This is a genomic window from Micromonospora sp. NBC_00860 (assembly GCF_045207375.1).
GTDB classification, from domain to species: domain Bacteria; phylum Actinomycetota; class Actinomycetes; order Mycobacteriales; family Micromonosporaceae; genus Micromonospora; species Micromonospora vinacea.
Map to the genome: position 1 here is coordinate 1,206,566 of NZ_CP108825.1, position 25,744 is coordinate 1,232,309.

Sequence of the window (25,744 nt, forward strand, 5' to 3'; positions counted from 1 at the left end):
TCGGCTATCCGGCCGATTGCGCCTGTCCAGTGGGCGCCGGCAGGTCGTATCCGTACTGCCGGGCCACCGCACCGAGCTCGGGATCGGAGAAGTACCCGGCCAGGCCCGGTGTCATCCAGGATGTCCAGCCCGACACCGCGCCCTTGCGGATCATCCGCGGTTGCTGCTCCCCTGCGGCGTCCTGCGCCAGCACGGCGTCCTCGTGCGCCCGCATCCGCTCGAAGCTGCTGGCCTCCGCGGCGGCGCGGAGGGTGTCCGCGGTGACGTCCACCGGAAGCTCGCGCAGCGCCGGCTCGAGTACCTCCACCGGGCGCTGCTTGAGGTCCTCGAAACGCAGTACCGTGGCATGGTCGTACCCTTGGGCCCGTTCTTCCCAGGCCTGGTAGGAGCGGCGACTGGTAGAAACGGCGGCAGTGCCTTAACCGCTAACCCCAGTCGTCGCGTCGCGCCGGTGACCGGCCTATGCAGTTGGCGATACGGGGTTAGCGTGGGGTCGAGGCGGGTCAGTCGCGCGTCGCGCCGAGGGATCTGGGTGATCGACATCGTGGACATGTTTGCGTTCGAGACTTCAGCCGGCCTGTTGGAGACACCGGTCGGGGTCGTCGGCTCGCGCCGGGTCGAGGTCCGGTGAGCGCCGTCGAGGTTTTGGTGGTCGGGGCGGGGCCAACCGGACTGGCCATGGCCGGGCAGTTGGCCGCCTTGGGTGTGCGGGTCCGGGTGGTGGATCGATCTCTCGACCGGGTGCGGGAGTCCCGTGCCCTGGCGATTCAGCCCCGCACCCTGGAGGTGCTCGCCAGTCTCGGGGTGACTGACGAGATGGTCGCCGTCGGGAACCGCGCCGTGCGGCTGTGTCTGCACGCACGGGGGCGGGCGCGTACCGTGCCGCTATTCGATTTGGGTCTGTCCGGCACCGCGTATCCGTATCTGCTGTTCCTGTCGCAGGCGGAGACCGAGCGGATCCTAGGTGAGCACCTCGCGGCGGTGGGGCTTGACATCGAACGGGGTGTCGAGCTGGTGGGGCTGGACCGTGCCGCCGACGGTGCGGTGGCGACGCTGCGGCACGGAGACGGCCGGGCGGAGCGGGTGGCGGCCCGGTACGTGGTGGGTTGCGACGGCGCACACAGCGCCGTGCGGCACCTCGCCGGCATCGGCTTCGAGGGCGCTGCGTATCCGCAGACGTTCGTCCTAGCTGACCTGGAGGCCGACGGCCTCGACACGGGGACGGCGCATGTCTTCTTGTCCGAGCGGGGAATGCTGTTCTTCTTCCCACTCGGCCATCCGAGGACCTGGCGGCTGCTGGTCATGCGGCCACCCGCCGAGGTGGCCTCACCAGACGCCCCGGTCACCCTGCACGAGGTGCAGGCACTCGCCGACACCTACACCGATGCGACGGTGCGACTGCGTGATCCTGTCTGGATGACCAATTTCCGGCTGCACCACCGCGCCGCCACCCACTACCGGGCCGGGTCGGTGTTCCTGGCTGGCGACGCCGCGCACATCCACAGCCCCGCCGGCGCGCAGGGCATGAACACCGGCATCCAGGACGCCGTTAACCTCGGCTGGAAACTCGTCCAGGCCCTGCGGGGCAACGCCACCTCGGCCCTGTTGGATACCTACGAGATCGAACGGGCGCCTGTTGGCCGGATGGTGCTGCGCTTCAGCGACCGGGCGTTCATTGTCGCGACGTCCACCAATCCGGCAGTCCGGTTCGCTAGGACCCGGATCGCCCCCGCCCTCATCCCGGTCGTGCTCGCGTCGCGGTTCGTGCGGGCCTCCGCCTTCCGGACGGTGTCGCAGCTGGGCATCAGCTACCGGAACAGCCCGCTGTCGGTGGAAGGGCCGCGCCCATCGAGGACCGGTCCACGCCCTGGGGACCGGCTGCCCGACGCCCCGCTGCCCGGCACCGGAGACGCCAGCACGTTGCATCGGCTCACCTCCACGCCCGGATGGCACCTGCTGCTGTGTGGACTATCCGCTGCCTGGCCTGCCGGCGACACCGTGAGGCTGGCTGGGGAGCAACTCACCGTGCACCGGTTGGCCGAACCCGACGCCACCGCAGCGGCCGCCACGTCCGATACTCAGGCCTTGCGACGGTTGGGGTTCGGCCCCGGCGCTAATGGCGTGTTACTGGTCCGTCCCGACGGACACATCGGCTACCGGGCTGGTGGCACCGACCTGACCGGGCTGTTCGCCTACCTGGACCGCTGGCTCGGCTCCTAACCCCGCCCGCTGCTGTCATCGGGCGTACTGCGCTGGAGCAGCGACGGTGCGGCAGCCGAGGCCAAGGGGCAGCCGGTTGACGAGCGTCGCGCCCCGCCGGCCGATACCCCGTCTGTCCGGGCGGTACTGCCGGAAGCGGTTTCCTGAGGGCGGGGTGCTGTGGCTTCCCAGTGCTGCTACTCGAGGCCAAGGCGCCGACGGCGGGCAGCGATTCGACGGGTCAGGCAGCAGGGATGAGTTCGGCGAGGAGCTTCTCCACGCGGCTGCGGATCTCGTCGCGGATGGGGCGGACGGACTCGACGCCCTTGCCGGCCGGATCGTCGAGCTTCCAGTCCTCGTAGCGCTTCCCGGGGAAGACAGGGCAGGCGTCACCGCAGCCCATGGTCACGATGACGTCCGACGACTCGGCGGTGGCGTACTCGAGGAGCTTCGGGCTCTGGTCGGTGATGTCGATGCCGACCTCGTGCATGGCCTGCACGGCAGCCGGGTTGACGGTTTCTGCGGGGGCGGAGCCGGCGGAGCGGACCTCGACGGTGTCGCCGGCGAGGTGGCGCAGCCAGCCGGCGGCCATCTGGGAGCGACCGGCGTTGTGCACGCAGACGAACAGGACGCTGGGCTTGTCGGGCATCAGGAGCCTTCCTTGCAGTAATGGGTCGTGGGGCCGGTGGAGCAGCGCCTGGTCAGGAAACCCGGCGAGGTGCCGGCGGGGTCGCTGTTGCGGTCGAGTAGCTGGTAGCGGCCGGCGGGCCAGGGTGGATTGACCAGGCCCCGGTGTGCCTCGTCGTTCTGCGGCACGGTGTTCACGTGCGAGGGTCGAGCGCTGGATCGCGCTCGCTGGTCGGGACGACAACCTGGTCGGCGGCCTTCCCGGCGTCGGGGTAAAGGGCGGCCAGGAGGCAGATGCCGATGGCGAGGCCGACGATCTGGGCGATGACGAAGCCGGGTACGGAGGCGGGGGCGATGCCGGCGAAGGTGTCGGTGAACGCCCGCCCGATTGTCACGGCCGGGTTTGCGAACGAGGTGGACGAGGTGAACCAGTACGCCGCGCCGATGTAGGCGCCGACGGCGGCGGGGGCGACCGGCGCGCGACCGGAGCGGGCGAGGGCGAAGATCAGCAGGATCAGCCCAGTGGTCGCGACGACCTCACCGAGCCACAGGTGTCCGGCCGCGCGGTCCTTGCCGGCGAAGTCAACGGCGGTCAGGTCGAACATGAGGTTCGCGAGGATCGACCCGCCGATTGCCCCGAGGATCTGGGCGGGGACGTAACCGGCGAGATCACGGCTGGTGAGGCCGGTGCCGGCGCGGCGGCCGAGGAACCAGTCCGCGGCGGAGACGACCGGGTTGAAGTGCGCGCCGGAGACCGGGCCGAAGATCAGGATCAGGGCGCCCAGGGCGAACGCGGTGGCGATCGAGTTCTCCAGCAACTGGAGCCCGACATCGTCGGGGGAGAGGGTGGTGGCCATGATGCCGGAGCCGACCACGGCGGTGACCAGCAGTGCGGTGCCGGTGAACTCGGCCAGCAGGCGCCGCCGGAGTGCGATGGTCATCAGTCTGTTCTCTTCCATTGCAGTGACGTCCCGGAGCAGGGTGTGGGCGGGGTGCGGTGATTACCGGTTCGCGGGGACGTTGAGGTCGTCGAGCAGGCGGCGGACGCGGCGTTCTATTTCGTCGCGGATGGGTCGGACGTCGGCCAGGTCGAGGCCGGCCGGGTCGTCGAGGTCCCAGTTTTCGTAGCGAGTGCCGGGGAAGACGGGGCAGGCGTCGCCGCAGCCCATCGTGACCACCACGTCGGCGGCGCGGACGACCTCGTCGGTCCAGGGCTTGGGAAACTCGTCGGAGATGTCGATGCCGCGCTCGGCCATCGCGGCGACCGCCGCCGGGTTGACCTCGATTCCTGGTTCGCTACCGCCGGACCAGGCGACGGCTTTGGCGCGGGCGAGATGGGTGAAGAAGCCGAGCGCCATCTGAGAGCGACCGGCGTTGTGGGTGCACAGGAACAGCGCCACCGGGAGGCCGTCGTGGTGGTGCCCCTCGACGCGGGCAAGAGCCTGCAGGCGCTGGCGGGCGAAGCGCTCGGCCAGCAGGGGCAGGTAGTTGGGGACACTCCCGACAGTGGCGAACTGGTCGTAGCTGGCGTGCAGAAACCGCTCCACAGTCTCGGTGCCGTAGGTGCCGTCGAACTCGGCGGCGAGGCGGGCGGCGGCGGTGCGCAGAGCGAGCTGCTGGTCGATGGAGAGGTCTTCGCGCAGGTACGCGCTGGTGTCAGTCATGGCGGTCTCCCGAACTCGTGGCGGGGGTGATGACGGGGGCGACGCGGTCGATGCGGGCGGCGAGGTCGGCGAACGCGGCCTCGAACGCGGCGTCGGTGTCGACGCGAACCGGGTCGGGCACCGACCAGTGCAGCCGGGGCCGGACCGGGCCGTTGAGTTCCTCGTGGGCGTTGTCGCAGACGGCGATGAGCAGGTCGTCATCGCGCACAATGTCCGTGACGTGCGCCGTGCCGGCCACGTCCAACTGCAGCCCATGGCGGTGAGCCACGGCGACCGCGCGCGGATGAATCCGCTCTGCGGGCTTCGTTCCGGCGGACGCCGCCGAGGTGTGGGTGCGGTCGGACCAAAGGGCGGCGGCGAGCTGCGAGCGGGCCGAGTTGTGGGTGCAGACGAAGACCACCCGACCCACGCCGGTCAGTGGCGCTGGCGTCAGCGTGGCCAGGGCCTCGGGTCGCAGGCGCAGGTAGGTGCGACGGCGGTCTCCCTCGGACCGGCCTCGGACGAGCAAACCGGCTTCGCTGAGGACCTTGACGTGGTGGGCGACCAGATTCGTCGGCATCTGAAGGTCGTGGGCGATCTCGCCGGGAGAGGCGTCGCCCAGGGTGAGCGCGTCGACGACCGCCAGGCGCGCAGGATCGCCGAGCGCGGCGTGGACCCGGGCGCGCGCCTGCAGGGAAGCAAACTCAATAGCCATTGACTCAACTATCACTGAGCAATCGCGATGTTGTCAAGCGACGACGAGTCAGCGGTCGGTGTGGAGCGCTATGGGTGCACGCGGCGAGCTGAGGTTGGGCCGAGAGGCTGCTTCTCCTGGGCCTGAAGTGGCTGTTCTTCCAGGTGATTCCCGCCGGGGTGATGGGCGCGGACGAGAGGGGTTGGCGTCTCGGCTCGGCCGTGAGGCTGCGGTCAGCAGCAGGTCATGAGGTACGACTGCAGCTCGGCCAGCGCCGCGACAGCGCCGTCGCGGTCGGCGCGGTAGTACACCGTCTTCCCCGCGCGCCGCGAGGTCACGATCCGACCCCGGCGCAACAGGGTCAGCTGCTGCGACGCCGTCGCCTGGCTGATGCCGGCCTGCTCAGCGACTTCCCCGACGGACAGCTCAGCGCCTCGGGAGAACAGCATCATGATCCGCTGTCGCGTCGGGCTGCCCAACGCCTTGAGGAACTCCTGCGTGTCCGGCGCCAGTCCGGTCGGTCCGACGCCGGGCGCGACCGCTGCCGGCTCTGGCTGATCCATGGTCACACCTTCCCGCATCACCATCATATTGTCATTCAACAAAACGACGATATGATCATTGAGTGATCACCTCCTCAGAGCCGGTCGTCATCGTCGGTGGCGGCCAGTCCGGTCTCGCCGCCGCCCGCGCCGCCCTCTCCGCTGGCCTGCGCCCCGTCGTCCTGGAAGCAGGCGCCGCACCGGTGGGGTCCTGGCCCGACTACTACGACAGCCTCACCCTGTTCTCCCCGGCCCGATACAGCTCCCTGCCCGGCGTGGCGTTCGACGGGGGAGACCCCGACCGCTACCCGGCCCGCGATGAAGTCGTCGCCTATCTGCGCCGCTACGCCGGGAGCATCGACGCCGAGATCCGCACCGGCGCCCGGGTCACCGCTGTGCACCCGCGCCCGAGCGGTGGCTACCTCGTCCACACCGACAACGGCGACGAGATCGCCGCGGCGGGCATCGTCGCCGCGAGCGGCTCCTTCGGCAATCCGTACCTGCCGGTGCTGCCCGGCCAGGACGCCTACGCTGGCGAGGTGCGGCACGTCGCGCACTATCGGCGGCCCGTGCCGTATGCCGGCAAGCGGGTCCTCGTCGTGGGCGCGGGGAACTCCGCCGTCCAGGTCGCCTACGAACTCGCGCCACACGCGAGGGTCACCCTGGCCACCCGGGCGCCGATCCAGTTCCTGCCGCAGCGCATCCGCGGCCGGGACCTGCACCACTGGCTCCGCGTCACGGGCGCGGACCTGCTGCCCAGGGCGATACTCGCCCGCCTGATTCGCCACGCGGCCGTGCTCGACACCGGCGTTTACCGCGACGCGACCACAGCCGGCCTGCTGACCCGCCGGGAGATGTTCACCGCCTTCACCGCCGACGGCGTCATCTGGGCCGACGGTACGCACGAGCCGGTCGACGCGGTGCTCTTCGCGACCGGCTACCGCCCGAACCTCGACTACCTCGCCCCGCTTGGAGCCCTGGATGACGGGATGCCCCGCCATGTGGGGGGTGTCTCCACGACCCACCTGGGACTGGTCTACCTCGGGTTGGAGTTCCAGCGGTCGTTCTCGTCGAATACCCTGCGCGGCGTCGGGCGCGACGCGTCCCACGTCGTCGCCGCCCTGGCTGGCGACGAGTCCGGCGGATCGCGGCGCCGCCGGCAGTCTACGAAGCGGTCACCGGTTCGACGGTGAGCAGCGCCGCGAGTTGGCGCAGCACCGCCGGTCGGGCTCGGTAGTACACCCACGTGCCGCGCCGCTCGGAGTCCACGAGGCCGGCCTCACGCAGGCTCTTGAGGTGATGCGAGATGGTCGGGCCGCTGAGGTTGAAGGCGGGGGTGAGGTCACACACACACGCCTCGCCGTTGTCAGCGGAGGCGATCATCGACATCAGCTGCAGGCGGACCGGGTCACCGAGGGCCTTGAACGCCGGCGCGAGCACCGCGGCGGTCTCGGCCGGCACACGGTGCTGCGCCAGAGGCTGGCAGCAGAACGCCTCGGCGGTCACGTCGGCGAGGGTGAGAGACGCAGCTTGCTTCGACATTTCTCTAGGTTGACATCCCTCTAATCAATGTGCAACTGTCTGTTTTGACAGACGTCAAGACAGTAGGGGAATGGAGGAGATCATGTTCAGGCTCACCCGCCGACAGAGGGCATCCACCATCGGTGTCCGATTCTGCGACTCCTGTGCCGAGGTCAGCACCGCTGAGCAGCGTGCCCAGCGCCGCTTCGACGCGGCACGGACCGCCCACGCGACCTTCGGCCGATAATCGCCGCCTGCGGTTGGTAGGCTTCATCGTCTATCGGCGATGAACGATGAAGGGGTGGTGGGGGTGACCGAGCTACTCGATCGGACGACAGCGCAGACATACGCGTCGTGGTTCCGGGCGCTGGCCGACCCAACCCGGGTGCAGATCGTCGAGTACCTTGCCCGCCAGGCTCAGGCGATGAGCGTGGGGGAGATCGTCACCGCGATCGGCCTGGCGCAGTCCACCGTCTCGCAGCACCTGAAGATCCTCACCGAGGTGCGATTCGTCCTCGTCGAGCCGGTCGGCAGTGCCCGGCACTACCGGATCAACGACGCCTGCGTCGACTGCTTCCCCTCCGCCGCGGACGTGGTCATGGGTCGGCCCGCTCCCAGTCCGAACGGAGCCTGCTGATGCCCGACATCACCGTGCGCCCCCTGCGGGACGACGACGCCGAGCGGGTACTGGCCATCTACCAGTCGGGACTCGACGCCGGCAACGCCAGCTTCGAGACGACCGCACCGACCTGGTCGGTGTTCGACGCGGCGAAACTGCCCGAGCACCGCTTCGTTGCCGTCAACCCGGATGACACGGTGCTTGGTTGGATCGCAGTCGCACCCACCTCGGCCCGTGCGGTCTACGCCGGTGTGGTGGAGCACTCCGTCTACGTCGACCCCGCCGCGCAGGGCCGCGGCGTCGCCCGGCTGCTGCTGGACACGCTGATCGCCTCCACCGAAGCCGCTGGTATCTGGACCATCCAGTCCGGAGTGTTCCCCGACAACGCCGCCAGCCTCACCCTGCACGAGCGGGCCGGCTTCCGGGTCATCGGCGTGCGCGAGCGGGTCGGTCGCCATCACGGCCGCTGGCGCGACGTCGTGCTGCTCGAGCGGCGCAGTCCCGTCGTCACCTGACCAGCCCCAGCCCCCGCACCAGTGGGTTCCGTTTACGTATTTGATTCGACAGTTATCAACACAGAGGAGTTTGCTCGATGAGCACTATGAACGGCCTACCCGTCGTGGTCATCGGCGCCGGCCCGGTCGGCCTGGCCGCCGCCGCGCACCTGCACGAGCGGGGCATCGCTTTCACCGTCCTCGAAGCCGGCGACACCCCCGGCGCCGTGGTCCGCCAGTGGGGCCACGTGCGGGTGTTCTCCCCATGGCGCTACAACATCGACCCGGCCGCCCGCCGGATTCTCGACGAGGCGGGTTGGGTCGCCCCTGACCTGGAGGCGTTGCCGACCGGTGCGGAGCTGGTCGGCGACTACCTCCGGCCCCTCGCGCAGCTGCCGCAGCTCAAGCCGCACCTGCGCTACGGCGCCCGGGTCGAGGCGATCAGCCGCCTGGGCCTGGACCGGCTGCGTACCGCTGGCCGTGAGTCCACCCCGTTCCTGATCCGTCTCGCCGACGGCGATGAACTGCTCGCCCGTGCGGTGATCGACGCGTCCGGCACCTGGGGTACCCCGAACGTCCTGGGTGCGTCCGGCTTGCCGGCCCGCGGTGAGAGCACTGTCGCGGCGTTCCTGGAGCACGCGTTGCCCGATGTTCTCGGCGCGGCCCGGGACCGCTTCGCCGGCCGGCACACCCTCGTCGTCGGGGCCGGGCACTCCGCCGCGAACACGCTGCTGTCCCTGGCCGAACTGGCCGAGTCCGCGCCGGGCACCGAGGTGACCTGGGCGATCCGGACCGCCTCACCGTCGCGCACCTACGGCGGCGGAGACGCCGACGCGCTGCCCGCCCGCGGCGCCCTGGGCTCACGGCTGCGCGCGCACGTCGACGCCGGCCGGATCCGGCTGCTCACCGGCTTCTCGGTGCACGCCCTCACCCCGACCGACGGCCGGGTCAGTGTGGTGGTGCGCCACGCCGACGGCAGCGAGGAATCGGTCACCGTGGACCGGATCGTCGCCGCCACCGGCTTCCGCCCCGACCACTCGATCGCCGCCGAGCTGCGCCTGGACCTCGACCCGATCATGGGCGCCACCCGCGCCCTCGCGCCGCTGATCGACCCGAACGAGCACTCCTGCGGCACCGTGCCGCCGCACGGCGTGAACGAACTCACCCACCCTGAGGTCGGCTACTATGCCGTCGGTATGAAGGCCTACGGCCGGGCCCCGACGTTCCTCATGGCCACCGGCTACGAGCAGGTCCGCTCCGTCGTCGCCGCCCTCGCCGGCGACTGGGCCGCCGCCCGCGACGTCCAACTCGACCTGCCCGAAACCGGCGTCTGCAACAGCAACCCCGCCGACACCGCCACCGGCGACAGTTGCTGCGGCCCGGCACCCGCCGCCGAACCCGCAGCGCGCGGACTCGCCACCGGCATCTCCGGCGGGCTGCTGTCCACACCGTTGAACCTGGTCACCCTCGACGCCGCCCCCGGCGGCGCTCAGGCCGGCGGCTGCTGCAGCTGATGCCCACCACCGCGACGGTGCCTGCCGACCCCACAGTCGGCGGGCACCACGCCCACGGTTGGCGAATCGTCGCCGCCCTGGCCATCACCTCCACCGTCGGCTACGGCACCCTCTACTACGCCTACCCGGTGCTGCTGCGCCCCATGGCCGCGACCCTCGACGCCTCCACCACCGCCGTCACCGGCGCGCTCACCGTCTCCGTCCTCGCGGGTGCCCTCATGGCCATCCCGGTCGGCAGGTGGCTCGACCACCACGGCGGACGCGCGCTGATGACCATCGGGTCGATCGCCGCAACCGCCCTGCTCGTGGCCTGGTCCCAGGTGCAGACCATCGGTCAGCTCTACGCCGTCATGATCGGCATCGGAATCACCGGCGCGATGGTGCTCTACGAGCCAGCCTTTGCCGTCATCATCGCCTGGTTCACCCCCGACCGGCGCGCCACAGCCCTGCTGGCCGTCACCATCGTGGCCGGCTTCGCCAGCACCATCTTCATGCCCCTGACCGGTCTGCTGGCCGCGCACCTCGGCTGGCGCGGCGCGCTGCTCGTCCTCGCCGTCATCCATGGGCTGCTCACCGTGCCCCTGCACGCACTCACCATCCGCCGACCCCGCACACCATCAGCGGCGCCGACACCTGCTGACCCCAGTCCGCCGGCCCACGCCCAGCGGCGCACGATCGTCAAGACCGCGATGCGCGACGCCCGATTCTGGATCCTGACCGCAACGTTCATCGCGCAGGGCGCGGCCACCAGCACCATGACCGTCCACCTCGTCGGCTACCTGATCAGCCGCGGCCACCCCGCCACCTTCGCCGCCACCGTCACCGGCCTGCTCGGCGTCCTGTCGGTCACCGGCCGGCTCGTCCTCACCGCCGCCCGCCGACACCTACGCGTCACCACGATCGTGGCCGCCGTCTTCGCCACCCAAGCCGCCGCCATCCTCACCATGCCCCTGCTCGCCGACACCCGCACCGGCGCTGTCGTCACCGTCGTCGGCTTCGGGCTCGGCTTCGGCATCACCAGCCTCGCCACCCCAGCCCTGCTCGCCGACCGCTACGGCACCACCGCCTACGCCAGCGTCGCCGGACGCCTCGCCGCACCCGTCACCATCGCCAAAGCCACCGCGCCCCTGGCAGCCGCCGCCCTCCTGCACACCACTGGCGGATACACGCCGCTGCTCGCCGCCGCCGCCACCTGCTGCGCGCTCGCCGCCATCGGCATGACCACCCGAGCAAAAACCGCCGTGCCACGGCCTTTCACCGTCCAGACCTGAGGCGATCGCCGCAGCCTTCGCCCATATAGCGGGGCGGTCGCTGTTGTACCGATGTGTTCGCCGAGAAGTGGCCGTGGGTGCCGGCCTGGCCGCACAGGTCTCGCATTGCGACCGTACTCCTCGGCGATGTGCGGGCCCGCTGGCAAACGCTGATTGTCGGCGGGCTACAGGTTGTTGATTCGGGCCAGTAGGTCTGCCTCGGTCAGGTTTTCCAAGACCGCGTCCTGCTTGCGGCCCAGGACCGCCAGCAGCTTCTCCTTCTCCAGCTTCTTGGCCGCCGCCGCCTTCGCCGCCTGGTCCTCCATGAGGCGGACGGCGATGACGTGCTTGACGACCTCCAGCTTGGTCTCCAAGGTTGCCTTGGCCGGATTGGCCTCGGTGGCCACGAACGACTCAGTGTCGACGGCCTTGAGCTCGGCGTTGACCGCCTTGGCCACATCATCGAGGCTGAAGCCGGACCTGGCGGTCAGCGGAAGCTCCCACAGCTGTTCCGTGGTCAGCAGTCCCTTGGCCGACGGATAGCGGAACCTGCCCCCACCCGCGGCTTCTCGTTCTGCGGATCAGAGTGAGTGCAGCGTCCTGTTTCCCGCGGAGTGCTCCGCGGTTCTGTGGTGCTTCTGCTGGGCCTCGCCGACCGCGCGGAGGTCCGCGACGGCGCAGCCGCGTGGACGGACGAGTCAACACCGTTACCGCCCGCGCGGACCGTGTGGACGTCGACGCGTAGCTGATCCGGCCCGACGGCTGCGTCGCCTGGGCCTTGCCCACCGCGCAGGATCTGGATCTGGACCTGGACACCTCCGCGCTGGTGCGTGCGCTCGGCACCCGGTTCGGCCACCCGGCCTGATCGGCGCATTAACGGTCGTCTCAGATTCGCTCGGTACGAAGTTGGCCTCAGACAAGCGATGCAACCCGTCAGGAGGCTATTGATGTCAGTCAACGCAGCGCCGCCCAGGGAAGCGCCGCCCGGTCGCTTGGCAGGCCGGTGGGTGCCGTGGCTGGTGATCGGCTTGTGGCTGGCGCTGGCGGCGGTCATGGTGCCGTTGAGCGGGAAGTTGAGCTCGGTAACCACCGACAGAGCTGTGGACACCCTGCCGGCCAGCGCCGAGTCCACCAAGGTGGCGGTGCTGGAGGACAGCCTCCCCGGCGGTGAGGACAACACGTTCGTCTTCGTGTACCACCGCGCCGGCGGCATGACCGACGCCGACCGCGCGACGGTCGAGCGCCACTACAACACCCTTGCCGAGCGGTACCCGCCGAAGGCGGCGGCCGGCGAGGACGACGAGGGCCCGGCGACAAGACTCTCCACCGACGGCAAGGCGATGATGTTCACCCTCGACGTGAGCACGACCTACGGCGCACCGGAGGCCATCGTCGGCCCGTTGCGTGACGCCGTGAAGGACCGCCCCACAGGCCTGGAACTCGACGTGACCGGCCCGGCCGCGATCGACGGCGACATGGACGCTGTCTTCGACGGCATCGACCTGCAGGTCTTCCTCACCACGGTCGCCGTCGTCACGGTCCTGCTTATCCTCACCTACCGCAGCCCGGTGTTGTGGTTCATCCCGCTCATGGCTGTGGGCGCGGCCGCACTGACCGCGATGGCGACCGTCTACCTGCTCGTCAAGGGCTTCGGCATCGTGGTCAATGACCAGAACTCGGCGCTGCTGACGATCCTGGTGTTCGGCGTCGGCACGGACTACGCGCTGTTGCTCATCGCCCGGTACCGGGAGACACTGCACCACCACGAGAACGTCCGGGTCGCGATGGTCCACGCGCTACGCGGCGCGGCGCCGGCCATCGTCGCGTCCGCGGCCACCGTGGTCGCCGGCCTGCTCTGCCTGCTCGTCGCCGACCTGAACAGCACCAGCGGGTTGGGCCCGATCGGCGCGGCCGGCATCCTGTGCGCGCTGGTGGCCATGCTGACGCTGTTCCCGGCGATGCTCGTGGTGCTCGGCAGGCGAATCTTCTGGCCGGCCATCCCGCGGTTCAGCAGGGCCGTGCAGGACAAGCCGGGGTTGTGGGGACGGCTCGGCACCGGCATCAGCCGCCGACGGTGGGTCGCCACGCTCGGCTCGCTCGGAGTCCTCGGCGTGCTCGCCATCGGGCTGATGGGCAACACCGGCGCCCTGCGGGAGCAGGACCAGTTCCTGTCCGCGCCGGAGTCCGTCACCGGCTTCACCGTCCTCCGCCAGCACTTCCCGGAGCTCGGCGGCCAGCCGATGACGATCTATACGCGGCCGGCGTACCAGGAGCGGGTGGTCGACGTCGTCAAGCGCACTCCCGGCGTGGCAGAGGCCGTCCCGGGCCAGACCGTCGGAGGCTGGGCCGACATCTCCGTGTTCCCGACCGACGCGCCGGACACCGCCGCGGAGTACGACACGATCAAGCGGGTGCGCACCGCTGTGCACGCGGTGAACGGGGCGGAGGCGATCGTCGGCGGGCCGAGCGCGGAGAACCTCGACACCGAGGTCACCACCACCCGCGACGAGAAGCGGGTGATCCCGCTGGTGCTCGCCGTCGTCCTGATCGTCCTCGGGCTGCTGCTCCGCGCGATCGTGGCCCCGCTGGTCCTGATGGCGACTGTGATCGTCTCGTTCGCGGCGGCCTTCGGCGGCAGCGTGTTCGTCTTCGACACGATCCTCGGGTTCAAAGGTATCGACTATTCGGTGCCGCTGCTGGCATTCCTGTTCCTGGTGGCGCTCGGCGTCGACTACAACATCTTCCTGGCCAGCCGGGCCCGGGAGGAGACCGTGCGCCTCGGCACCCGAGAGGGCATGCTGAAGGCCCTGTCGGCCACCGGTGGCGTCATCACCTCGGCAGGCCTGGTCCTGGCGGCCACGTTCGCGGTCCTCGCCACACTTCCGCTGGTGATGCTGATCGAGGTCGGGTTCCTGGTCGCCTTCGGCGTGCTGCTCGACGCCCTGCTGGTGCGGTCGGTCCTGGTGCCCGCCCTCACCCTGCTGATCGGCCGGCGGATGTGGTGGCCGAGCCGGTTGTCCCGACCGGTGGAGCTGCCGGACGATCAACGGCCGCTCGTGGAGGGGCCCGCGCCGCAACGGTGAGCGCGGCGGCACAGTCGAGATCCGGGACGGGCTCTTGCCCGTCCCGGATCTTTGTCATGGCCCGGCGGTCGTCACCGCGTCCGCCGCCCTTGTCCTGCGCCGCCCGCTGCGGCGGGTCCTGGCACCGCGCGCCGTGGCGGTCCCGGCGCCGTGCCGCAGCGGGTCAGCGCGCCACCGTGCCCAACCCCTCGGTGAGCCGCGTGATCCGAGCGGGCGGGGCGGCGGCCGGAAGGATGATCCGCAGCAGCGCGCCACCGCGTGCGGACCGGGCGACGGTGACGCGGCCGGCGTGGGCGTCGACGACCCGCTGCACGATCGACAGCCCCAGACCTGATCCCGGCAGCGCCCGGGCGCTGTCGGCACGGTAGAACCGGTCGAACACCCGCGGCACGTCGACTGCGTCGATGCCCGGCCCGGCGTCGTCGACCTCGAGCACCGCCGACGCGCCCTCGGCACGAAGCCGGACCTGGACCGGCTGGTCAGCGGGGGACCACTTGCCGGCGTTGTCGATGAGGTTGAGCACCGCCCGCTGGAGCGCAGCGGGACGCCCGCTCATCCACACGGAGGTCACGTCGAGCGCGACCTCGATGTCAGGCACGCGGGAACGCGCCCGGGTTGCGGCGGCCACCACCACGTCGGCGAGGTTGAGCAGCTCGGTGCTCTCGTCGCTGACGTCGCCGCGCGCCACCTCGGTCAGCTCGGCGGCAAGGGTGCTCAACTCGGCCACCTGGGCGCCGAGATCGTTGAGCAGCCGGGTCCGGCTCTCCGCCGACAGTGCGCTGTCCAGGGTGCCGCGCCGATCGAGCCGGATCAGCAGCTCGACGTTGAGGCGCAGGCTGGTGAGCGGGGTCTTGAGCTCGTGGGCGGCGTCCTCGGCGAGCAGCCGTTGGGCCTGCCGGGAGTCCCGGAGCGCGGCGAGCATCTCGTTGATCGACTGGATCAGCCTCCGGATCTCCCCACCGCCCTCGTCCGGGATGTCGGCGTCGAGAACCCGGGTGTGCGCGACACGTACCGCTGCGGCAGTCAGCCGGTCGATCGGTGCCAGCCCGGCCCGCGCCACGGTCCGCCCGACAAGGGCGCCGCCAACCACGCAGAGCAGCCCGATCAGCAACATCCCGAACCCGAATCGGTTGATCGGGCTGTCGTCGGCGACGCGGGCCACCTGGACCGCGCCGTCGCCCGCCCGCAGCGTGTAAATGCGGTAGCCGTCGTCGTCGCTGTCGTTCGACTCCATCAGGGCGGCCGACGCGCCCTGTGCCACGCGCCACGCGTGCCCGCTGACCGGAGGCAGCGCGGGTTGGCCGACCGGCGTCCGGGTCGAGCCGTCGGGCAGGATGACCCGTACCAGCCGACCGGACCCGGGATACGGCGGTAGCTGGACCTGCGCCACACCGGCGTGCTCCGCGTCCGCCGCCAGGACGCGGGAGTCGGCGCGCAGCTGATCCTCGGCGGTGTCCCGCAGCTCCCAGTCCATTAGCTCGCTGGCCACCTGGAAGGCCACGAACACGCTGACCGCGATGGCCGTCGCCGCGATCACCGTCAGCCTGGTCCGCAGGGACCGCCGGCGCCACCATCGGGTCAGCCGACGCGGTTCCCGGCCGGCGGGCCTGCTCACGGAGGAGTCTCCCGCAACGTGTATCCCAGGCCGCGCAGCGTGTAGATCAATCGCGGCTCACCCTCGGCCTCCATCTTGCGGCGCAGGTAGCTCACGTACACCTGGAGGTTGTTGGCGGTGGCGCTCATGTCGAAGCCCCAGATCGCCTCGAACAGCGCGTCGCGGGTCAACACCCGGGTCGCGTTGCGCACGAGAACCTCCAGCAGGGAGAACTCGGTCCGGGTCAAGCGCAGCGGCCGCCCGCCACGCCACGCCTCGAACCTGTCGGGATCGACCCGGACGTCGGCGAACGACAGGATCTGCGACTCCCCGTCGGCCGGCGTGCGCCGGCGCAGCAGGGCGCGCACCCGGGCCAGCAACTCCTCGGTGGCGAACGGCTTGGGCAGGTAGTCGTCAGCGCCCGCGTCGAGCCCCGCGACCCGGTCGGAGACCTGGTCACGGGCGGTCAGCATCAGCACCGGCAGATCCCGACCCGCGGCCCGCAACCGCCGGCAGGTCTCCAACCCGCCGAGGCGGGGCATCATCACGTCGAGGATCAGCAGATCCGGCGCCGCGCCACCGATCCCGTCGAGCACGGCGAGACCGTTGGCGGCGGTGCTAGTGCCGTAACCCTCGACCTGGAGAACCCGCTCCAGCGACTCACGGATGGCCGCCTCGTCATCGGCGATCATGATCCGCACGCCGGCCCGCCCCCTTCCAGTCGATGCTTTGCCGCTCATCCTCCCCGATCAACCTGAAGCCAGGATTAGAACCGTCGCCTCTGTGGTGCCCGCGGGCCGTGCCCTTACGGATGCCTGAGCTCAGGCTTGACCACTGACGGGACGGCAACGGTCGAACCGGCCCAACCATCCGTCCTCGACCAGGGCGATCCACGCCTACCTGCGGTGGCGCGACGCCAACGCCCGACACCCAGACGTCCTCGCCGCACAACGCCGCGAGCGCGCTCGCATCCGCTCCGAACGCCAACGATGATGGGGTCAGCCCGCCGTACGAACGGCAGCCTGACCCACACCGTGAACGTTCAGCATCAGAGCACTAGCAGGGCTTGGCGTACCAGTACGGGTCGAATTCCACCCAGCTTGCGCCGGCTCCGTCGACGAAGCCGTGGGCTTCATTGCCGTTCTGGTCCAGCAGATAGGCCCAGTAGCTCGGAGTCTGGTTGTTGTAGACGGACCCCCAGCCGTTCCAGTTGAACAGCGCGTAGTTGCCGCAGGCGTAGATCACGAACATGCGGCCGCGGAAATCGCCCTCGGTGTAGAGGCACAGGGCGGTGTAGGGGCAGGAGCCAGCGGTCTGCGAGGAGATCCCGGAAACGCTTGCGTTGTTGTTGTCGTCGGGGCCGGCCTGGATGGCCTGCGCGGAGATTCCGGCAACGCTCGCGCGGTTGCTGTCGTCGGGGTTGGCGTGGGCGGCCGAGGGCACCGTGAGGGTGGCGACGACAGCGGCGAGTGCGGCGATGAGGAACAGCCGTGGTTTCATGCGACTACAGTCATCAATACATGGCACTGCGTCAATAGACTCGATCTGTGGGGAAAATAACGCATGCGTCCCGTTCTAGTGAATCGGGCCCGTGCCCAGCACTGACGCCGCCGACACCCTCGCCGCCCGGCTGACGCCGTGGACCACCGGATCGTTCCGGGACCTCTTCGACGGCCCCACCACCACCGTCCCGAGCGGGCAGCTGGTGTGCTGGTCCACCCGGCACCTCGCCGACGAACTGCGCGCCCCCGGCATGCTCCTGGCGCTGGATGCGATCTGGCGGGAGGTCGACACCCCGGCCGTCCGCTGCGCGCAGACACCCCGGCGGCTCGTCGTCGTCGACGAAGCCTGGACCCTGCTGCGCGACGGTGAGGGCGCCCGGTTCCTGTCGCGGCTCGCGAAGTCCGCCCGCAAACGTCGGGCCGGGCTGGCGGTCATCACCCAGGACGTCGGGGACCTGCTCGGCTCCGAGCTCGGGCAGGTGGTCATCGCGAACGCCGCCACCCAGGTGCTGCTGCGGCAGGCACCGCAGGCCATCGACGTCATCGCCGACGTGTTCGGCCTGACCGCCGGTGAAGCCCGGGTACTGCTCTGCGCCGGCCGCGGCGAAGGCCTGCTGATCTCGGGCACCCACCGGGTGGGTTTCCAGGCGGTGGCCTCCCCGCAGGAGCACCGGCTGTGCATCGGGGACCTGGAGGTGCCCGACGACGAGTGACACCCGACCGGCCGGGACCGATCACATATCCGGGGGCCGCGGGCCGTCGGCAACGGCGGCGCCCGGCCCCTCTTGTCGGTGCTCTCACTGACGGGTCCGACACGTGAACATCAGCTGCACCACGAGGGCGGCCTGACCAACCCCGACCAACGGTGCGGTCACGGCGCTAGTCGGGGCCGACCAGGAGGACGAAGGTGCGTGCCAGGCCGAAACGGTCGGTACGCGGCCAGTCCAGGGCGGCGAGCGCCGCGGCGGACGGTTCGTGCCGCTGGCCGTTGATCCGGACCTCGCACTCGGTGGAGTCACCACCCTGGCCGACCAGCATGCGAACGCCATTGAGATACGGGCGGTCGAGCCCGGCCGCGATCACCGGCGCCAGGGTCGACCACGGCATCGCCTCGGCGAACCACTCCTGCTTAGCCTGTGATCCGTCAACGGACCACCCGGTCACACTGCCGACTATCGCATGCCAGCCGGCGAACCCGCCCTGGTCGCCGGACCTGAAGTGGTTCGCCAGTCGCCCTTGCTGCTCGATCATCTCCAGGACCGTCACCAGGCAGGTCTCCATCCACGCCTGGATCGCCTGACGGGCCGCCTCGACCGGATCAGCCGCAAGACCAAGCGTGCAGTCGACGACCGTTGGCACGTCCGGCCGGTCGACATTCAGCAGGATCTCCAGGTCCAGGTGGCGGTAGTCGTCGCTGTCCGACGGAAGAACCCGGACACCCAACGATCCCGACCGCAGCATCGGCCCTTCGGTCAGCAGCCACTCGCCACCGACCTCGGCAAGCATCGGCGCGGCAAGCTCCAACACACGCTCGGCAGGGAGGGGCTGTGGGGTCGGCCGCTGGTCGATCATGGTGGTTCACCATACCGGCAACGCTCAGTGCCGTGGGCCGAGCAACATCGTGAACGTTGGTGGTCAGGGCACTAGGCGTCGCGGCGCAGCGTGAACCAGAAGGTCGGCACCGAGTTGGTGCCCGGTGTGACGTCGATCAGTTCCCAGCCGGGGAACCTGGCGCGGAGCTCGTCGGCGGTGACGCCCGCCGCCCACGACGTGACGTCGTGGATCGGATTGCCGAGCGGCTCGGGGCCGTACCCGAACATCAGCAGCCGTGCTCCGGGGGCGGCGCGGTGGGTGAGCCCGGCGGCGTAGGCGTCGCGGCGGTGTAGCGGGATCCCGCAGTAGCAGCTCAGGTCGAAGAACAGGTCGAAGGGGCCCGGCACGTCCAGTTCGTCGAGGCGGGTGGCGTCTCCGTGCAGCAGTCGTACCGTCACTCCCGCCGCCGCGGCCTTCTCCCTGGCCTGGTCGACGGCGTGGTCGATCAGGTCGACGGCCGCCACCTCCCAGCCGTGCCGTGCGAGGTAGGTGGCGTTGGTCCCCGTGCCGCAGCCGAGTTCGAGGGCGCGGCCGGGCGGCAGTGCGTCGTGCCCCTCGACCAGGTCGACCAGCTCGGGCGGCGTTACGCCGGTGTCCCACGGTGGCGTGCCGGTGCGGTAGTAGCCCTCCAGTGCGCGGTGGACGGACTCCTCCTCCGGGTCTCGCTGCGTGGGGGTCAGGTCCGGTGGTGGCGTCCGAGTGGCGGGGGGCCGGTCCATGTCTCCTCCAAGAATTTAGAGTCGAACTCTAGTGACGTGCTCTAAAGATAAGCTCGCCATATGGACAGGGTCAAGCGGCCGGACAAGCGAGCCGAGCGTTCACGCCGTACCCGCGAAAAGGTCGTCGAGGCGGCTCGCGAGCTGTTCGTCGCGCAGGGTTACGGGGCGACGAGCCTGCAGGAGGTCGCGGACCGTGCGGGCGTCGCCGTCCAGACGGTCTACTTCGTCTTCGGCAACAAGCGCACGCTGTTCAAGGACGTCGTCGACACGTCCATCGCCGGGGACACCGAGCCGGTGGCCACCATGGATCGTGAGTGGTTCCGCGCCGCGTGCGCCGAGCCCACCGCGGCCGGGCAATTGCGCGCGCACGTCCACGGCACCCGCGAGATCCTGGGCCGGGTCGCCCCGATCATGCCGCTGATCGCGACAGCCGCAGCCACCGACCCCGAGATCGCCGCACAGTGGCCGGACGGCCCCGACCCGCGCTACACCGTGCAGTACGCAGCGGCCGAAGCCCTGGCCGGCAAGCCCGACATCCGTCCCGGCCTCTCCATCGAGATGGCGGCGGACCTGTTGTTCGGCCTTCTCAGCCCGCAGCTCTACCTGATCTTCGTCCGCGACCGCGACTGGTCACCGGACACGTGGGAAGAGTGGGCCCGCACCGCTTTGACCTCCCACATCTGCGCCGACCCCGGCTAGGGCCAGCCTGTCCTTCCGATCATGGATCGGTGCGGCAGGGTGTCTTGGCTAGAGTCTCGCCGTGGTTGTGGTCAACATGGTTGAGAAGTTCGGCGTGGACGATGTCCTCGAACGCTCGTGGGAGCTGCCATCAGCGGTCATCGAGCCGCTGCGCGCGCATGTTGAGGTGACGCCCGACGGGTGGGTCGTGGACGTGTGGCCCATGACAGCGCGGCTCGCCGCCATCGTGCAGCCTTGACGCGAGTCATCGGAGCCAGATGGTGGCGGCGATGAGGACTAGGCTGGCCCGGCAGAGGGATGCGCGTTTGGCGTAACGGATAGCCAGATCACGCCACTGCTTGAGCCGGTTGAAGCAGCGTTCCACGACGTTGCGCTTCTTATAGACCTGCTTGTCGAAGGCCGGTGGTCGGCCGCCGGCGCTGCCCTTGGCGGCCCGGCGAGCGACTCGGTCGCTGCGTTCGGGGATGACGTCTCGTGCGACTGACCCGCTTGGGCTTCACCGTCTGCCGGGGGTGGCGGTTTGCGTGGCTCTGACCTCCCGAGGCTGGAACTTGCCTGGAACCATCAGAGCCGTGACGACCTTCCGCCTCCTGCAGCAGACGAATCGCTCCTCGCGATTCGCCCAGGTCACCGTCGAGGTCGCAGCATCGAGCTGGTTCGACGTAGAGGTGACCGCCGCCGCGGTCGACGAACACCGGCGGGAAGCTGAGCTGGGCGCTCGGTGGGCTCTGCGTGGACTCCCCGCAGCGGCGAGGGTAACCGTCACCAATCTTGTCGTCACCGAGGTCGACACCAGTGTGGGCGACGTCTACGAGGCCACTGCCCGCGCTGTGTGGCAGGCGTTGCGCGTCGAGTACCCGGTGCCGTACCTGGGTTTCAGCGATCCTGGGATGGTCGCGTCGTGGCTGGGGAGCATGGTGGGCCGACGGCTCGAGGCTGTGACGGAGGCCCGGTACTGGTCTGAGGGACGGCGTGAAGCGGATGTCGAGAGCCTGCTGCACGCGTGGCTGTTCTTCGGAAGCGCGATGCCGGTGGGTCTGCACGGTGGTGGCGATCAACTCCTGCTCGCGAAGGAGGATCCGTACTGTTCCTACGACATGGACGAGTACGGAGAGACGAGGGTCGGACCGGCGCGGCGTCCGGACGTGCTGTCCGGGTTCGTCGGCGCCCGGCTCACTGACGGCGCTGTGATCGTCGGCCAAGACGTTGACGAGGTCTGCGCTGGTCTCGTGTTGCGGTTCGAGGACGGCGACCTCGTTATCGGCACGCTCGGCGACGAGTGGGTTCTCGCCGTTGGCCCGGTGCCGTCGGCCGCCGCTCAGTACTGGGCTGTGCAGCCGTTCGTGCATGGCGGTTGCCGGTAGGGTGCGACGGTCGACGTGCAGTCGGACCTGGCCGAGGATTACGTAATTGCGACACGGTGCCTGCCAGCGGCGTGATGCCCTTGCGGAGGTTGAGCGCCCCGTAGGGTCAGGCGGGGCGTGTCGGTGGCTGGAATTACCGTGCTTGTATGGCTGCACGGATGGACAACGCGACTGACATCGCATCTGCCCTGCGAGCGACCGCCCTGCGTGGGCATCCCGTCCGGGAGGGACTCGGCCGTACCTTCCTGGTGGAGGATGTCGATCCTGCTCGACTCCTTGAGGCTTGGCGGGCGGCTCATGCCGCCATGCCGGTTACCGGCCGATGGCCGGTTTTCACGTTGCCGGGCGACCTCGACCACGAACCGGACACTGATGAGATCGCTGAACTGGACCTGGCAGTTCGGACGCTGGACCCCTGGCCGGTGTATCAGCGATACGGCAGCGATGCCGTCCAGGGCCAGGCAGAGGTTGAGGGCTATGTTCGAGCGTTCCTGGGTGGCGAGATGGTCGCCGCGGCACTCGAGCAGTTGACCCTACCGACCACCTCGGCGGCGCTGCAGAGGTGGACCTATGACACCGTGCTCGCCGACCCGGAACTCGCCTCCCGAGCCTTCCGCGGGTCCGAATACCTTGTCGGCACGAGCAGATGGCACACCTGGCCCGAGGTGCAGCTGGTGCTGCTGCCCACGACGTCGCAGTGGCTGGCCCCCGGCTGGGTGCCCTACTTCGGAGCGACCCGCGACAACGGTATTCCGGCGTTGGCAGCGGCCATGTGGCAGTGGGAGCAGCGGTGGGGCGCCTCCCTCATCGCCGGCTGGGGCACCATGCTGCAGTTCACTGCCCAACGCCGGCCGCACTCGGGCTCGGAGGCGTGGGAGCTCGCCGGGCAGCACATGGCCGTCGGTGGCAGCTTGCAGTGCGAGCAGTGGCAACTCGCGATCGCGCTTACCCAGGGCGACGCATGGTTCCTGCACGATCGCCCCTGACCGGTGCCTCATCATCATTCACCGCTGGCCGGGATTGAGCCGTCGGCGCCAGCCGTCGGTGCCGAGACGGCACGCTAGGTAGTGGTGGCCTGTGCCTGCGGCATGAGGCTCTCGATGAGTTAAATTGCCGTCGTGGAAATGCGGATCCAGGTGCTGGAGGGTGCCCTCGTTGAAACCTCGACGGCCGACGCCACAGGCATGGACCGGCGGGCGTTCGGCGAGTTCGTGGGGCCGCACGGTGAGTTGGCCTCGTACGCGTTCGGCTGGACCAGCGGCTCGGACCCGCACGTCGCCCGTCTGTCCGTGGGGATTGGTGCCGGCAATCCTGGGGGTGGCACCTTCCACGCCGTCATCTTCGCGGACGAGGACGGTCACGCGTTCTCCCTCGTCGACGAGCCGTTCGAGCGGGTGCCGCAGGGCGGTCCGGACCTGACCGCGGAGCAGTCGCGGGCCCACGAGGACCTGCCGTTCGTTTGGTGGGTCACCGACCACGTCATGCGGCACGACCGGCGAGCCTGGTGGATGCGGCACTGGCTGCTGGGCACCGTCTGTATCCAGACCCCTGAAGTCTTCGAACGCCATGAGCCTGTTCTATTCGTCAGTCACGACGCCGACGACGGAGTCTGGCAGTTGATCGGAGCCTCCGACGCGAGCGGCAGCAACGGCAAAGCCGGGCACCTGCACCATGCCGCCGACGAGGACCCCACCCTGATAGATGTTCTTGACCTGTCACGTGGTCGCAGCGTGGTACGCGCGGGCGTGGGACAACCCTGGACCGGCCACGTCTAACCCGATCGAGAACTCTTTCACCCTCTTTCGGACACAGCAGCAGGGAAGCGGTGTACCTGTAGCTGGATCTGCCGCTGTCTGGACGATACGCGTCAGGGTGTCGGGGAAGGTGAGGCCGACGCAAGCGAAGAAGGTGCAGGCCGCTGTCGAGGCCATGTGACCAACGGCGGCCTGAGGTGGTCACCGCTGCGGCTCTGCCGCAGTTCCAGCGTCCTCGCCGTCGAACCGCCACGCCATCAGTCGATCCGCTGCCTTAGCGGGCGTCCCGTCCGCCAGCAAATCCTGGCGGTAGCCGCGCAGCGCATCCTTCACTCCGTCGAAGCGTTCCTTCACGACGAACGCCCGAGCGCTCGCCTCGTTTACCGCATCCTCGGCAGCGCGCGGGCGGCCCATCACGTCGTCAAGTTCGACAGCGGCGGCGCCAAGGGTGGCGTGGGATGTGGGCGCGGCGAGCGTGTCGTGTCGGCGACTGCGTTCGACGAGTCGGCCATGGAGGTCCACTCGTCCTGCTGGTATCGGCCGGTGTGGCTTTCTGTGGCGCTTCTCTTGACTTCCCTCAAAGCCGGGCGTAAACAAAGCACAAGCAAAACGAAACGGCGGTGAAACAACACCATGTACGCCGAAGAACGACAGCAGGAGATCCTTCGCATCGCCCGGGACGTGGGCCGGGTCGAGGTCGCTGGCCTGGCCGATGGGCTCAACGTGACGTCGGAGACCATCCGCCGCGATCTCACCATCCTGGAGCGGGCCGGCGTGTTGCGCCGAGTCCACGGTGGAGCGATCCCAGTCGAACGGCTCGGGTTCGAGCCCGCGCTGGCGGCGCGTGACGCGGTACTCATCGAGGAAAAGGAGCGCATCGCCAAGCTCGCCTTGAGCGAGGTGCCGGAGGAGGGCGCGATCATCCTCGACGCCGGCACCACGACCGCCCGGCTGGCCCAGCTGCTCCCGGTCGACCGTGAGCTGACCGTCGTGGTCAACTCGCCGGTCATCGCCACGACCCTCGGTACCTATGCCAACCTCAACGTCCTGCTGTTGGGTGGACGGGTCCGCGGGAAGACCCTGGCGACCGTCGACGACTGGGCGCTGTCGCCGTTGGCGGACCTCTACGTCGACGTCGCGTTCATCGGAACCAACGGCATCTCGGTCGAGCGTGGGCTGACCACCCCGGACCCGTCCGAGGCGGCGGTGAAGCGGGCGATGGTCCGTGCGGCCCGCCGCACGGTGGTGGTCGCCGATCACACCAAGCTCGGCAACGACTATTTGGCCCGGTTCGCTGAGCTGGCCGACGTCGACCTGCTCATCACCGACAGTCGTGCCGACCTCGACCTGGTCGGTGACCTGGAGTCCGCAGGCGTTCGGGTGGTACGCGCATGAGAGCGGGCCGGGCATGATCGTCACCGTCACCCTCAACCCCAGCCTCGACCGGGCCGTAGAGGTCGACTCACTCACCCGGGGCGAGGTCATCCGGGCTGCCACCGCTCACCTTGACCCCGGCGGCAAGGGCGTCAACGTATCCCGTGCCCTGCTGGCCAACGGGGTGCCGTCGGTAGCGGTGTTGCCGTGCGGCGGTGACGAGGGCAACCAGCTCATTCGCCTACTGAAGGCGGAGGGTGTGGACGTCCTCGCCGTGTCGATTTCCGGAAGGACCCGTTCCAACATCACTCTGGCCGAGCCCGACGGCACGGTCACCAAGATCAACGAGCCTGGCCCGGCCATGTGCCGCGCCGAGTTCGACGAGGTGATCGACCGTGTGCTCGCCCGTGCCAGCGGTGCCGACTGGGTCGTGCTGTGCGGCAGCGTCCCGCCCGGCCTGCCCGCCGACGCTTACGCTCAGTTGTGCCGGAAGTTGCGCGCTGCCGGCGTCAGGGTCGCCGTCGATACCAGCGGTCCTGCCCTGCGCGAGGCTGCCCTGGCCGGGGCGACCCTGCTCAAGCCCAACCGCGACGAACTGGCCGACGTGGTCGGCACCCCGCTGAAGGACCTCGGCGATGTGATCGATGCCGCTCAGCGCCTGCGGGCATGGGGAGCCAGCACCGTCGTGGCCAGCCTCGGCGCTGACGGCGCTGTCCTGGTCGATGCCGAAGGAGTCCGCACCGGCACCTGTCCGGTCGCCCGGCCCCGGAGCACCGTCGGCGCCGGCGATGCGCTGCTCGCCGGCTTCCTCGCTGCGGGCGCGCAGGGTGCCGTCGCTCTCGCTGAGGGCCTGGCCTGGGGCGCCGCCGCGGTGAGCCTGCCCGGCAGCCGGATGCCCGGCCCAGCGGATCTGTTCCGCCACGACGTCACCATCCACCCCTAGCCGGACGAGCTTCTTC

29 protein-coding genes and 3 pseudogenes are annotated in these 25,744 nt (G+C 69.8%); 16 read left to right on the top strand and 16 right to left on the bottom strand.

The window, feature by feature from the left end:
* Positions 1 to 4: 4 nt before the first annotated feature.
* Positions 5 to 376 (bottom strand): annotated as a pseudogene (locus OH804_RS05405) (sulfotransferase domain-containing protein); the annotation flags it as partial.
* Positions 377 to 627: 251 nt separating this feature from the next.
* On the opposite strand from OH804_RS05405, the gene OH804_RS05410 reads away from it, so the two are divergent.
* A complete protein-coding gene (locus OH804_RS05410; protein ID WP_406063236.1) occupies positions 628 to 2,220 on the top strand; it encodes an FAD-dependent monooxygenase in 1,593 nt (530 codons plus the stop codon).
* 220 nt (positions 2,221 to 2,440) lie between these two features.
* Here the strand turns inward: OH804_RS05410 and OH804_RS05415 are convergent, their stop codons facing one another.
* The 6 genes from OH804_RS05415 to OH804_RS05440 form a co-directional block, all read right to left on the bottom strand.
* Positions 2,441 to 2,848, bottom strand: a complete 408-nt coding sequence (locus OH804_RS05415; protein ID WP_406063238.1) for an arsenate reductase ArsC — start codon at positions 2,846 to 2,848, stop codon at positions 2,441 to 2,443.
* Positions 2,848 to 3,024, bottom strand: a complete 177-nt coding sequence (locus OH804_RS05420; protein WP_196924155.1) for a hypothetical protein — start codon at positions 3,022 to 3,024, stop codon at positions 2,848 to 2,850. The genes OH804_RS05415 and OH804_RS05420 overlap by 1 nt, the downstream gene beginning before the upstream one ends.
* Positions 3,021 to 3,767: an MIP/aquaporin family protein gene (locus OH804_RS05425; protein ID WP_196924154.1), complete on the bottom strand. Its 747-nt coding sequence runs from the start codon at positions 3,765 to 3,767 to the stop codon at positions 3,021 to 3,023. Before OH804_RS05425 ends, OH804_RS05420 begins: the two co-directional genes overlap by 4 nt.
* Before the next feature lie 60 nt (positions 3,768 to 3,827).
* Positions 3,828 to 4,490, bottom strand: a complete 663-nt coding sequence (locus OH804_RS05430) for an arsenate reductase ArsC (RefSeq protein WP_196924153.1) — start codon at positions 4,488 to 4,490, stop codon at positions 3,828 to 3,830.
* Positions 4,483 to 5,184 carry a helix-turn-helix domain-containing protein gene (locus tag OH804_RS05435; RefSeq protein WP_196924152.1) on the bottom strand — a complete coding sequence of 234 codons (702 nt, stop codon included), beginning with the start codon at positions 5,182 to 5,184 and terminating at the stop codon, positions 4,483 to 4,485. The genes OH804_RS05430 and OH804_RS05435 overlap by 8 nt, the downstream gene beginning before the upstream one ends.
* 212 nt (positions 5,185 to 5,396) lie before the next feature.
* Positions 5,397 to 5,726 carry a helix-turn-helix transcriptional regulator gene (locus OH804_RS05440; protein WP_196924151.1) on the bottom strand — a complete coding sequence of 110 codons (330 nt, stop codon included), beginning with the start codon at positions 5,724 to 5,726 and terminating at the stop codon, positions 5,397 to 5,399.
* Positions 5,727 to 5,788: 62 nt separating this feature from the next.
* Between OH804_RS05440 and OH804_RS05445 the strand changes: the two genes are divergently transcribed.
* Positions 5,789 to 6,898 (top strand): flavin-containing monooxygenase, encoded by a 1,110-nt coding sequence (locus OH804_RS05445; RefSeq protein ID WP_406063241.1) that lies wholly within the window; start codon positions 5,789 to 5,791, stop codon positions 6,896 to 6,898.
* Here the strand turns inward: OH804_RS05445 and OH804_RS05450 are convergent.
* Entirely contained in the window at positions 6,870 to 7,247 is a 378-nt protein-coding gene (locus OH804_RS05450) for a metalloregulator ArsR/SmtB family transcription factor (protein ID WP_196924150.1), read from the bottom strand. The two genes, OH804_RS05445 and OH804_RS05450, sit on opposite strands and share 29 nt — an antisense overlap.
* Before the next feature lie 265 nt (positions 7,248 to 7,512).
* Here OH804_RS05450 and OH804_RS05455 point away from each other — a divergent pair, with 265 nt between their 5' ends.
* The 4 genes from OH804_RS05455 to OH804_RS05470 all read left to right on the top strand — a co-directional run bounded on the left by OH804_RS05455 (position 7,513) and on the right by OH804_RS05470 (position 11,124).
* Positions 7,513 to 7,863: an ArsR/SmtB family transcription factor gene (locus OH804_RS05455; RefSeq protein WP_406063244.1), complete on the top strand. Its 351-nt coding sequence runs from the start codon at positions 7,513 to 7,515 to the stop codon at positions 7,861 to 7,863.
* Entirely contained in the window at positions 7,863 to 8,360 is a 498-nt protein-coding gene (locus tag OH804_RS05460; RefSeq protein WP_406063246.1) for a GNAT family N-acetyltransferase, read from the top strand. The genes OH804_RS05455 and OH804_RS05460 overlap by 1 nt, the downstream gene beginning before the upstream one ends.
* 77 nt (positions 8,361 to 8,437) lie before the next feature.
* Complete coding sequence (locus tag OH804_RS05465; RefSeq protein ID WP_406063248.1) at positions 8,438 to 9,853, top strand: FAD-dependent oxidoreductase; 1,416 nt, start codon at positions 8,438 to 8,440, stop codon at positions 9,851 to 9,853.
* Positions 9,853 to 11,124, top strand: coding sequence for an MFS transporter (locus tag OH804_RS05470; protein ID WP_406063250.1), 1,272 nt, complete (start codon positions 9,853 to 9,855; stop codon positions 11,122 to 11,124). The genes OH804_RS05465 and OH804_RS05470 overlap by 1 nt, the downstream gene beginning before the upstream one ends.
* A 164-nt stretch (positions 11,125 to 11,288) precedes the next feature.
* Here the strand turns inward: OH804_RS05470 and OH804_RS05475 are convergent, their stop codons facing one another.
* Complete coding sequence (locus tag OH804_RS05475; protein WP_406066438.1) at positions 11,289 to 11,627, bottom strand: hypothetical protein; 339 nt, start codon at positions 11,625 to 11,627, stop codon at positions 11,289 to 11,291.
* A gap of 224 nt (positions 11,628 to 11,851) precedes the next feature.
* Between OH804_RS05475 and OH804_RS05480 the strand changes: the two genes are divergently transcribed.
* Together OH804_RS05480 and OH804_RS05485 are read left to right on the top strand one after the other, a co-directional pair.
* On the top strand, positions 11,852 to 11,968 hold the full coding sequence (locus OH804_RS05480) for a hypothetical protein (RefSeq protein ID WP_406066440.1): 117 nt from the start codon (positions 11,852 to 11,854) through the stop codon (positions 11,966 to 11,968).
* Positions 11,969 to 12,050: 82 nt separating this feature from the next.
* Entirely contained in the window at positions 12,051 to 14,186 is a 2,136-nt protein-coding gene (locus tag OH804_RS05485; protein ID WP_406063252.1) for an MMPL family transporter, read from the top strand.
* A 163-nt stretch (positions 14,187 to 14,349) separates the two neighbouring features.
* Here the strand turns inward: OH804_RS05485 and OH804_RS05490 are convergent, their stop codons facing one another.
* From OH804_RS05490 to OH804_RS05500, 3 genes are all read right to left on the bottom strand, one after another.
* Positions 14,350 to 15,801 carry an ATP-binding protein gene (locus tag OH804_RS05490; RefSeq protein WP_406063254.1) on the bottom strand — a complete coding sequence of 484 codons (1,452 nt, stop codon included), beginning with the start codon at positions 15,799 to 15,801 and terminating at the stop codon, positions 14,350 to 14,352.
* Positions 15,798 to 16,481 (bottom strand): response regulator transcription factor, encoded by a 684-nt coding sequence (locus tag OH804_RS05495; protein WP_406063256.1) that lies wholly within the window; start codon positions 16,479 to 16,481, stop codon positions 15,798 to 15,800. The genes OH804_RS05490 and OH804_RS05495 overlap by 4 nt, the downstream gene beginning before the upstream one ends.
* A 355-nt stretch (positions 16,482 to 16,836) precedes the next feature.
* Positions 16,837 to 17,280 carry a peptidase inhibitor family I36 protein gene (locus tag OH804_RS05500; protein WP_357518310.1) on the bottom strand — a complete coding sequence of 148 codons (444 nt, stop codon included), beginning with the start codon at positions 17,278 to 17,280 and terminating at the stop codon, positions 16,837 to 16,839.
* 106 nt (positions 17,281 to 17,386) lie between these two features.
* Here OH804_RS05500 and OH804_RS05505 point away from each other — a divergent pair.
* Positions 17,387 to 17,995 (top strand): annotated as a pseudogene (locus OH804_RS05505) (conjugal transfer protein TraC); the annotation flags it as partial.
* Between the two features lie 166 nt (positions 17,996 to 18,161).
* Here the strand turns inward: OH804_RS05505 and OH804_RS05510 are convergent.
* Positions 18,162 to 18,854, bottom strand: a complete 693-nt coding sequence (locus OH804_RS05510) for a DUF6348 family protein (RefSeq protein ID WP_406063258.1) — start codon at positions 18,852 to 18,854, stop codon at positions 18,162 to 18,164.
* A 71-nt stretch (positions 18,855 to 18,925) separates the two neighbouring features.
* Positions 18,926 to 19,594, bottom strand: a complete 669-nt coding sequence (locus OH804_RS05515; RefSeq protein ID WP_406063260.1) for a class I SAM-dependent methyltransferase — start codon at positions 19,592 to 19,594, stop codon at positions 18,926 to 18,928.
* A gap of 60 nt (positions 19,595 to 19,654) precedes the next feature.
* Here OH804_RS05515 and OH804_RS05520 point away from each other — a divergent pair, with 60 nt between their 5' ends.
* On the top strand, positions 19,655 to 20,293 hold the full coding sequence (locus OH804_RS05520; protein ID WP_196924135.1) for a TetR/AcrR family transcriptional regulator: 639 nt from the start codon (positions 19,655 to 19,657) through the stop codon (positions 20,291 to 20,293).
* A 61-nt stretch (positions 20,294 to 20,354) separates the two neighbouring features.
* Positions 20,355 to 20,531, top strand: coding sequence for a hypothetical protein (locus tag OH804_RS05525; RefSeq protein ID WP_196924134.1), 177 nt, complete (start codon positions 20,355 to 20,357; stop codon positions 20,529 to 20,531).
* 6 nt (positions 20,532 to 20,537) lie between these two features.
* Here the strand turns inward: OH804_RS05525 and OH804_RS05530 are convergent.
* A pseudogene (locus OH804_RS05530) lies at positions 20,538 to 20,768 on the bottom strand (IS5/IS1182 family transposase); the annotation flags it as partial.
* A gap of 97 nt (positions 20,769 to 20,865) precedes the next feature.
* Between OH804_RS05530 and OH804_RS05535 the strand changes: the two are divergent.
* The 3 genes from OH804_RS05535 (at position 20,866) to OH804_RS05545 (ending at position 23,432) form a co-directional block, all read left to right on the top strand.
* The gene (locus OH804_RS05535; protein ID WP_231392737.1) at positions 20,866 to 21,657 is read left to right on the top strand and encodes a hypothetical protein; all 792 of its coding nucleotides are present in this window, start codon (positions 20,866 to 20,868) and stop codon (positions 21,655 to 21,657) included.
* A gap of 146 nt (positions 21,658 to 21,803) precedes the next feature.
* Positions 21,804 to 22,643 carry a DUF4253 domain-containing protein gene (locus OH804_RS05540; protein WP_406063263.1) on the top strand — a complete coding sequence of 280 codons (840 nt, stop codon included), beginning with the start codon at positions 21,804 to 21,806 and terminating at the stop codon, positions 22,641 to 22,643.
* A gap of 138 nt (positions 22,644 to 22,781) precedes the next feature.
* Complete coding sequence (locus tag OH804_RS05545; protein WP_406066442.1) at positions 22,782 to 23,432, top strand: hypothetical protein; 651 nt, start codon at positions 22,782 to 22,784, stop codon at positions 23,430 to 23,432.
* A gap of 180 nt (positions 23,433 to 23,612) precedes the next feature.
* Here OH804_RS05545 and OH804_RS05550 read toward each other — a convergent pair whose 3' ends face one another.
* Positions 23,613 to 23,933, bottom strand: coding sequence for a hypothetical protein (locus OH804_RS05550; protein WP_406063265.1), 321 nt, complete (start codon positions 23,931 to 23,933; stop codon positions 23,613 to 23,615).
* A 111-nt stretch (positions 23,934 to 24,044) separates the two neighbouring features.
* Between OH804_RS05550 and OH804_RS05555 the strand changes: the two genes are divergently transcribed.
* Both OH804_RS05555 and pfkB read left to right on the top strand, forming a co-directional pair.
* Positions 24,045 to 24,806 carry a DeoR/GlpR family DNA-binding transcription regulator gene (locus tag OH804_RS05555; RefSeq protein WP_112676261.1) on the top strand — a complete coding sequence of 254 codons (762 nt, stop codon included), beginning with the start codon at positions 24,045 to 24,047 and terminating at the stop codon, positions 24,804 to 24,806.
* A 13-nt stretch (positions 24,807 to 24,819) separates the two neighbouring features.
* Positions 24,820 to 25,728, top strand: a complete 909-nt coding sequence (gene pfkB, locus OH804_RS05560; RefSeq protein ID WP_406066444.1) for a 1-phosphofructokinase — start codon at positions 24,820 to 24,822, stop codon at positions 25,726 to 25,728.
* The last annotated feature ends 16 nt before the right edge of the window (positions 25,729 to 25,744 follow it).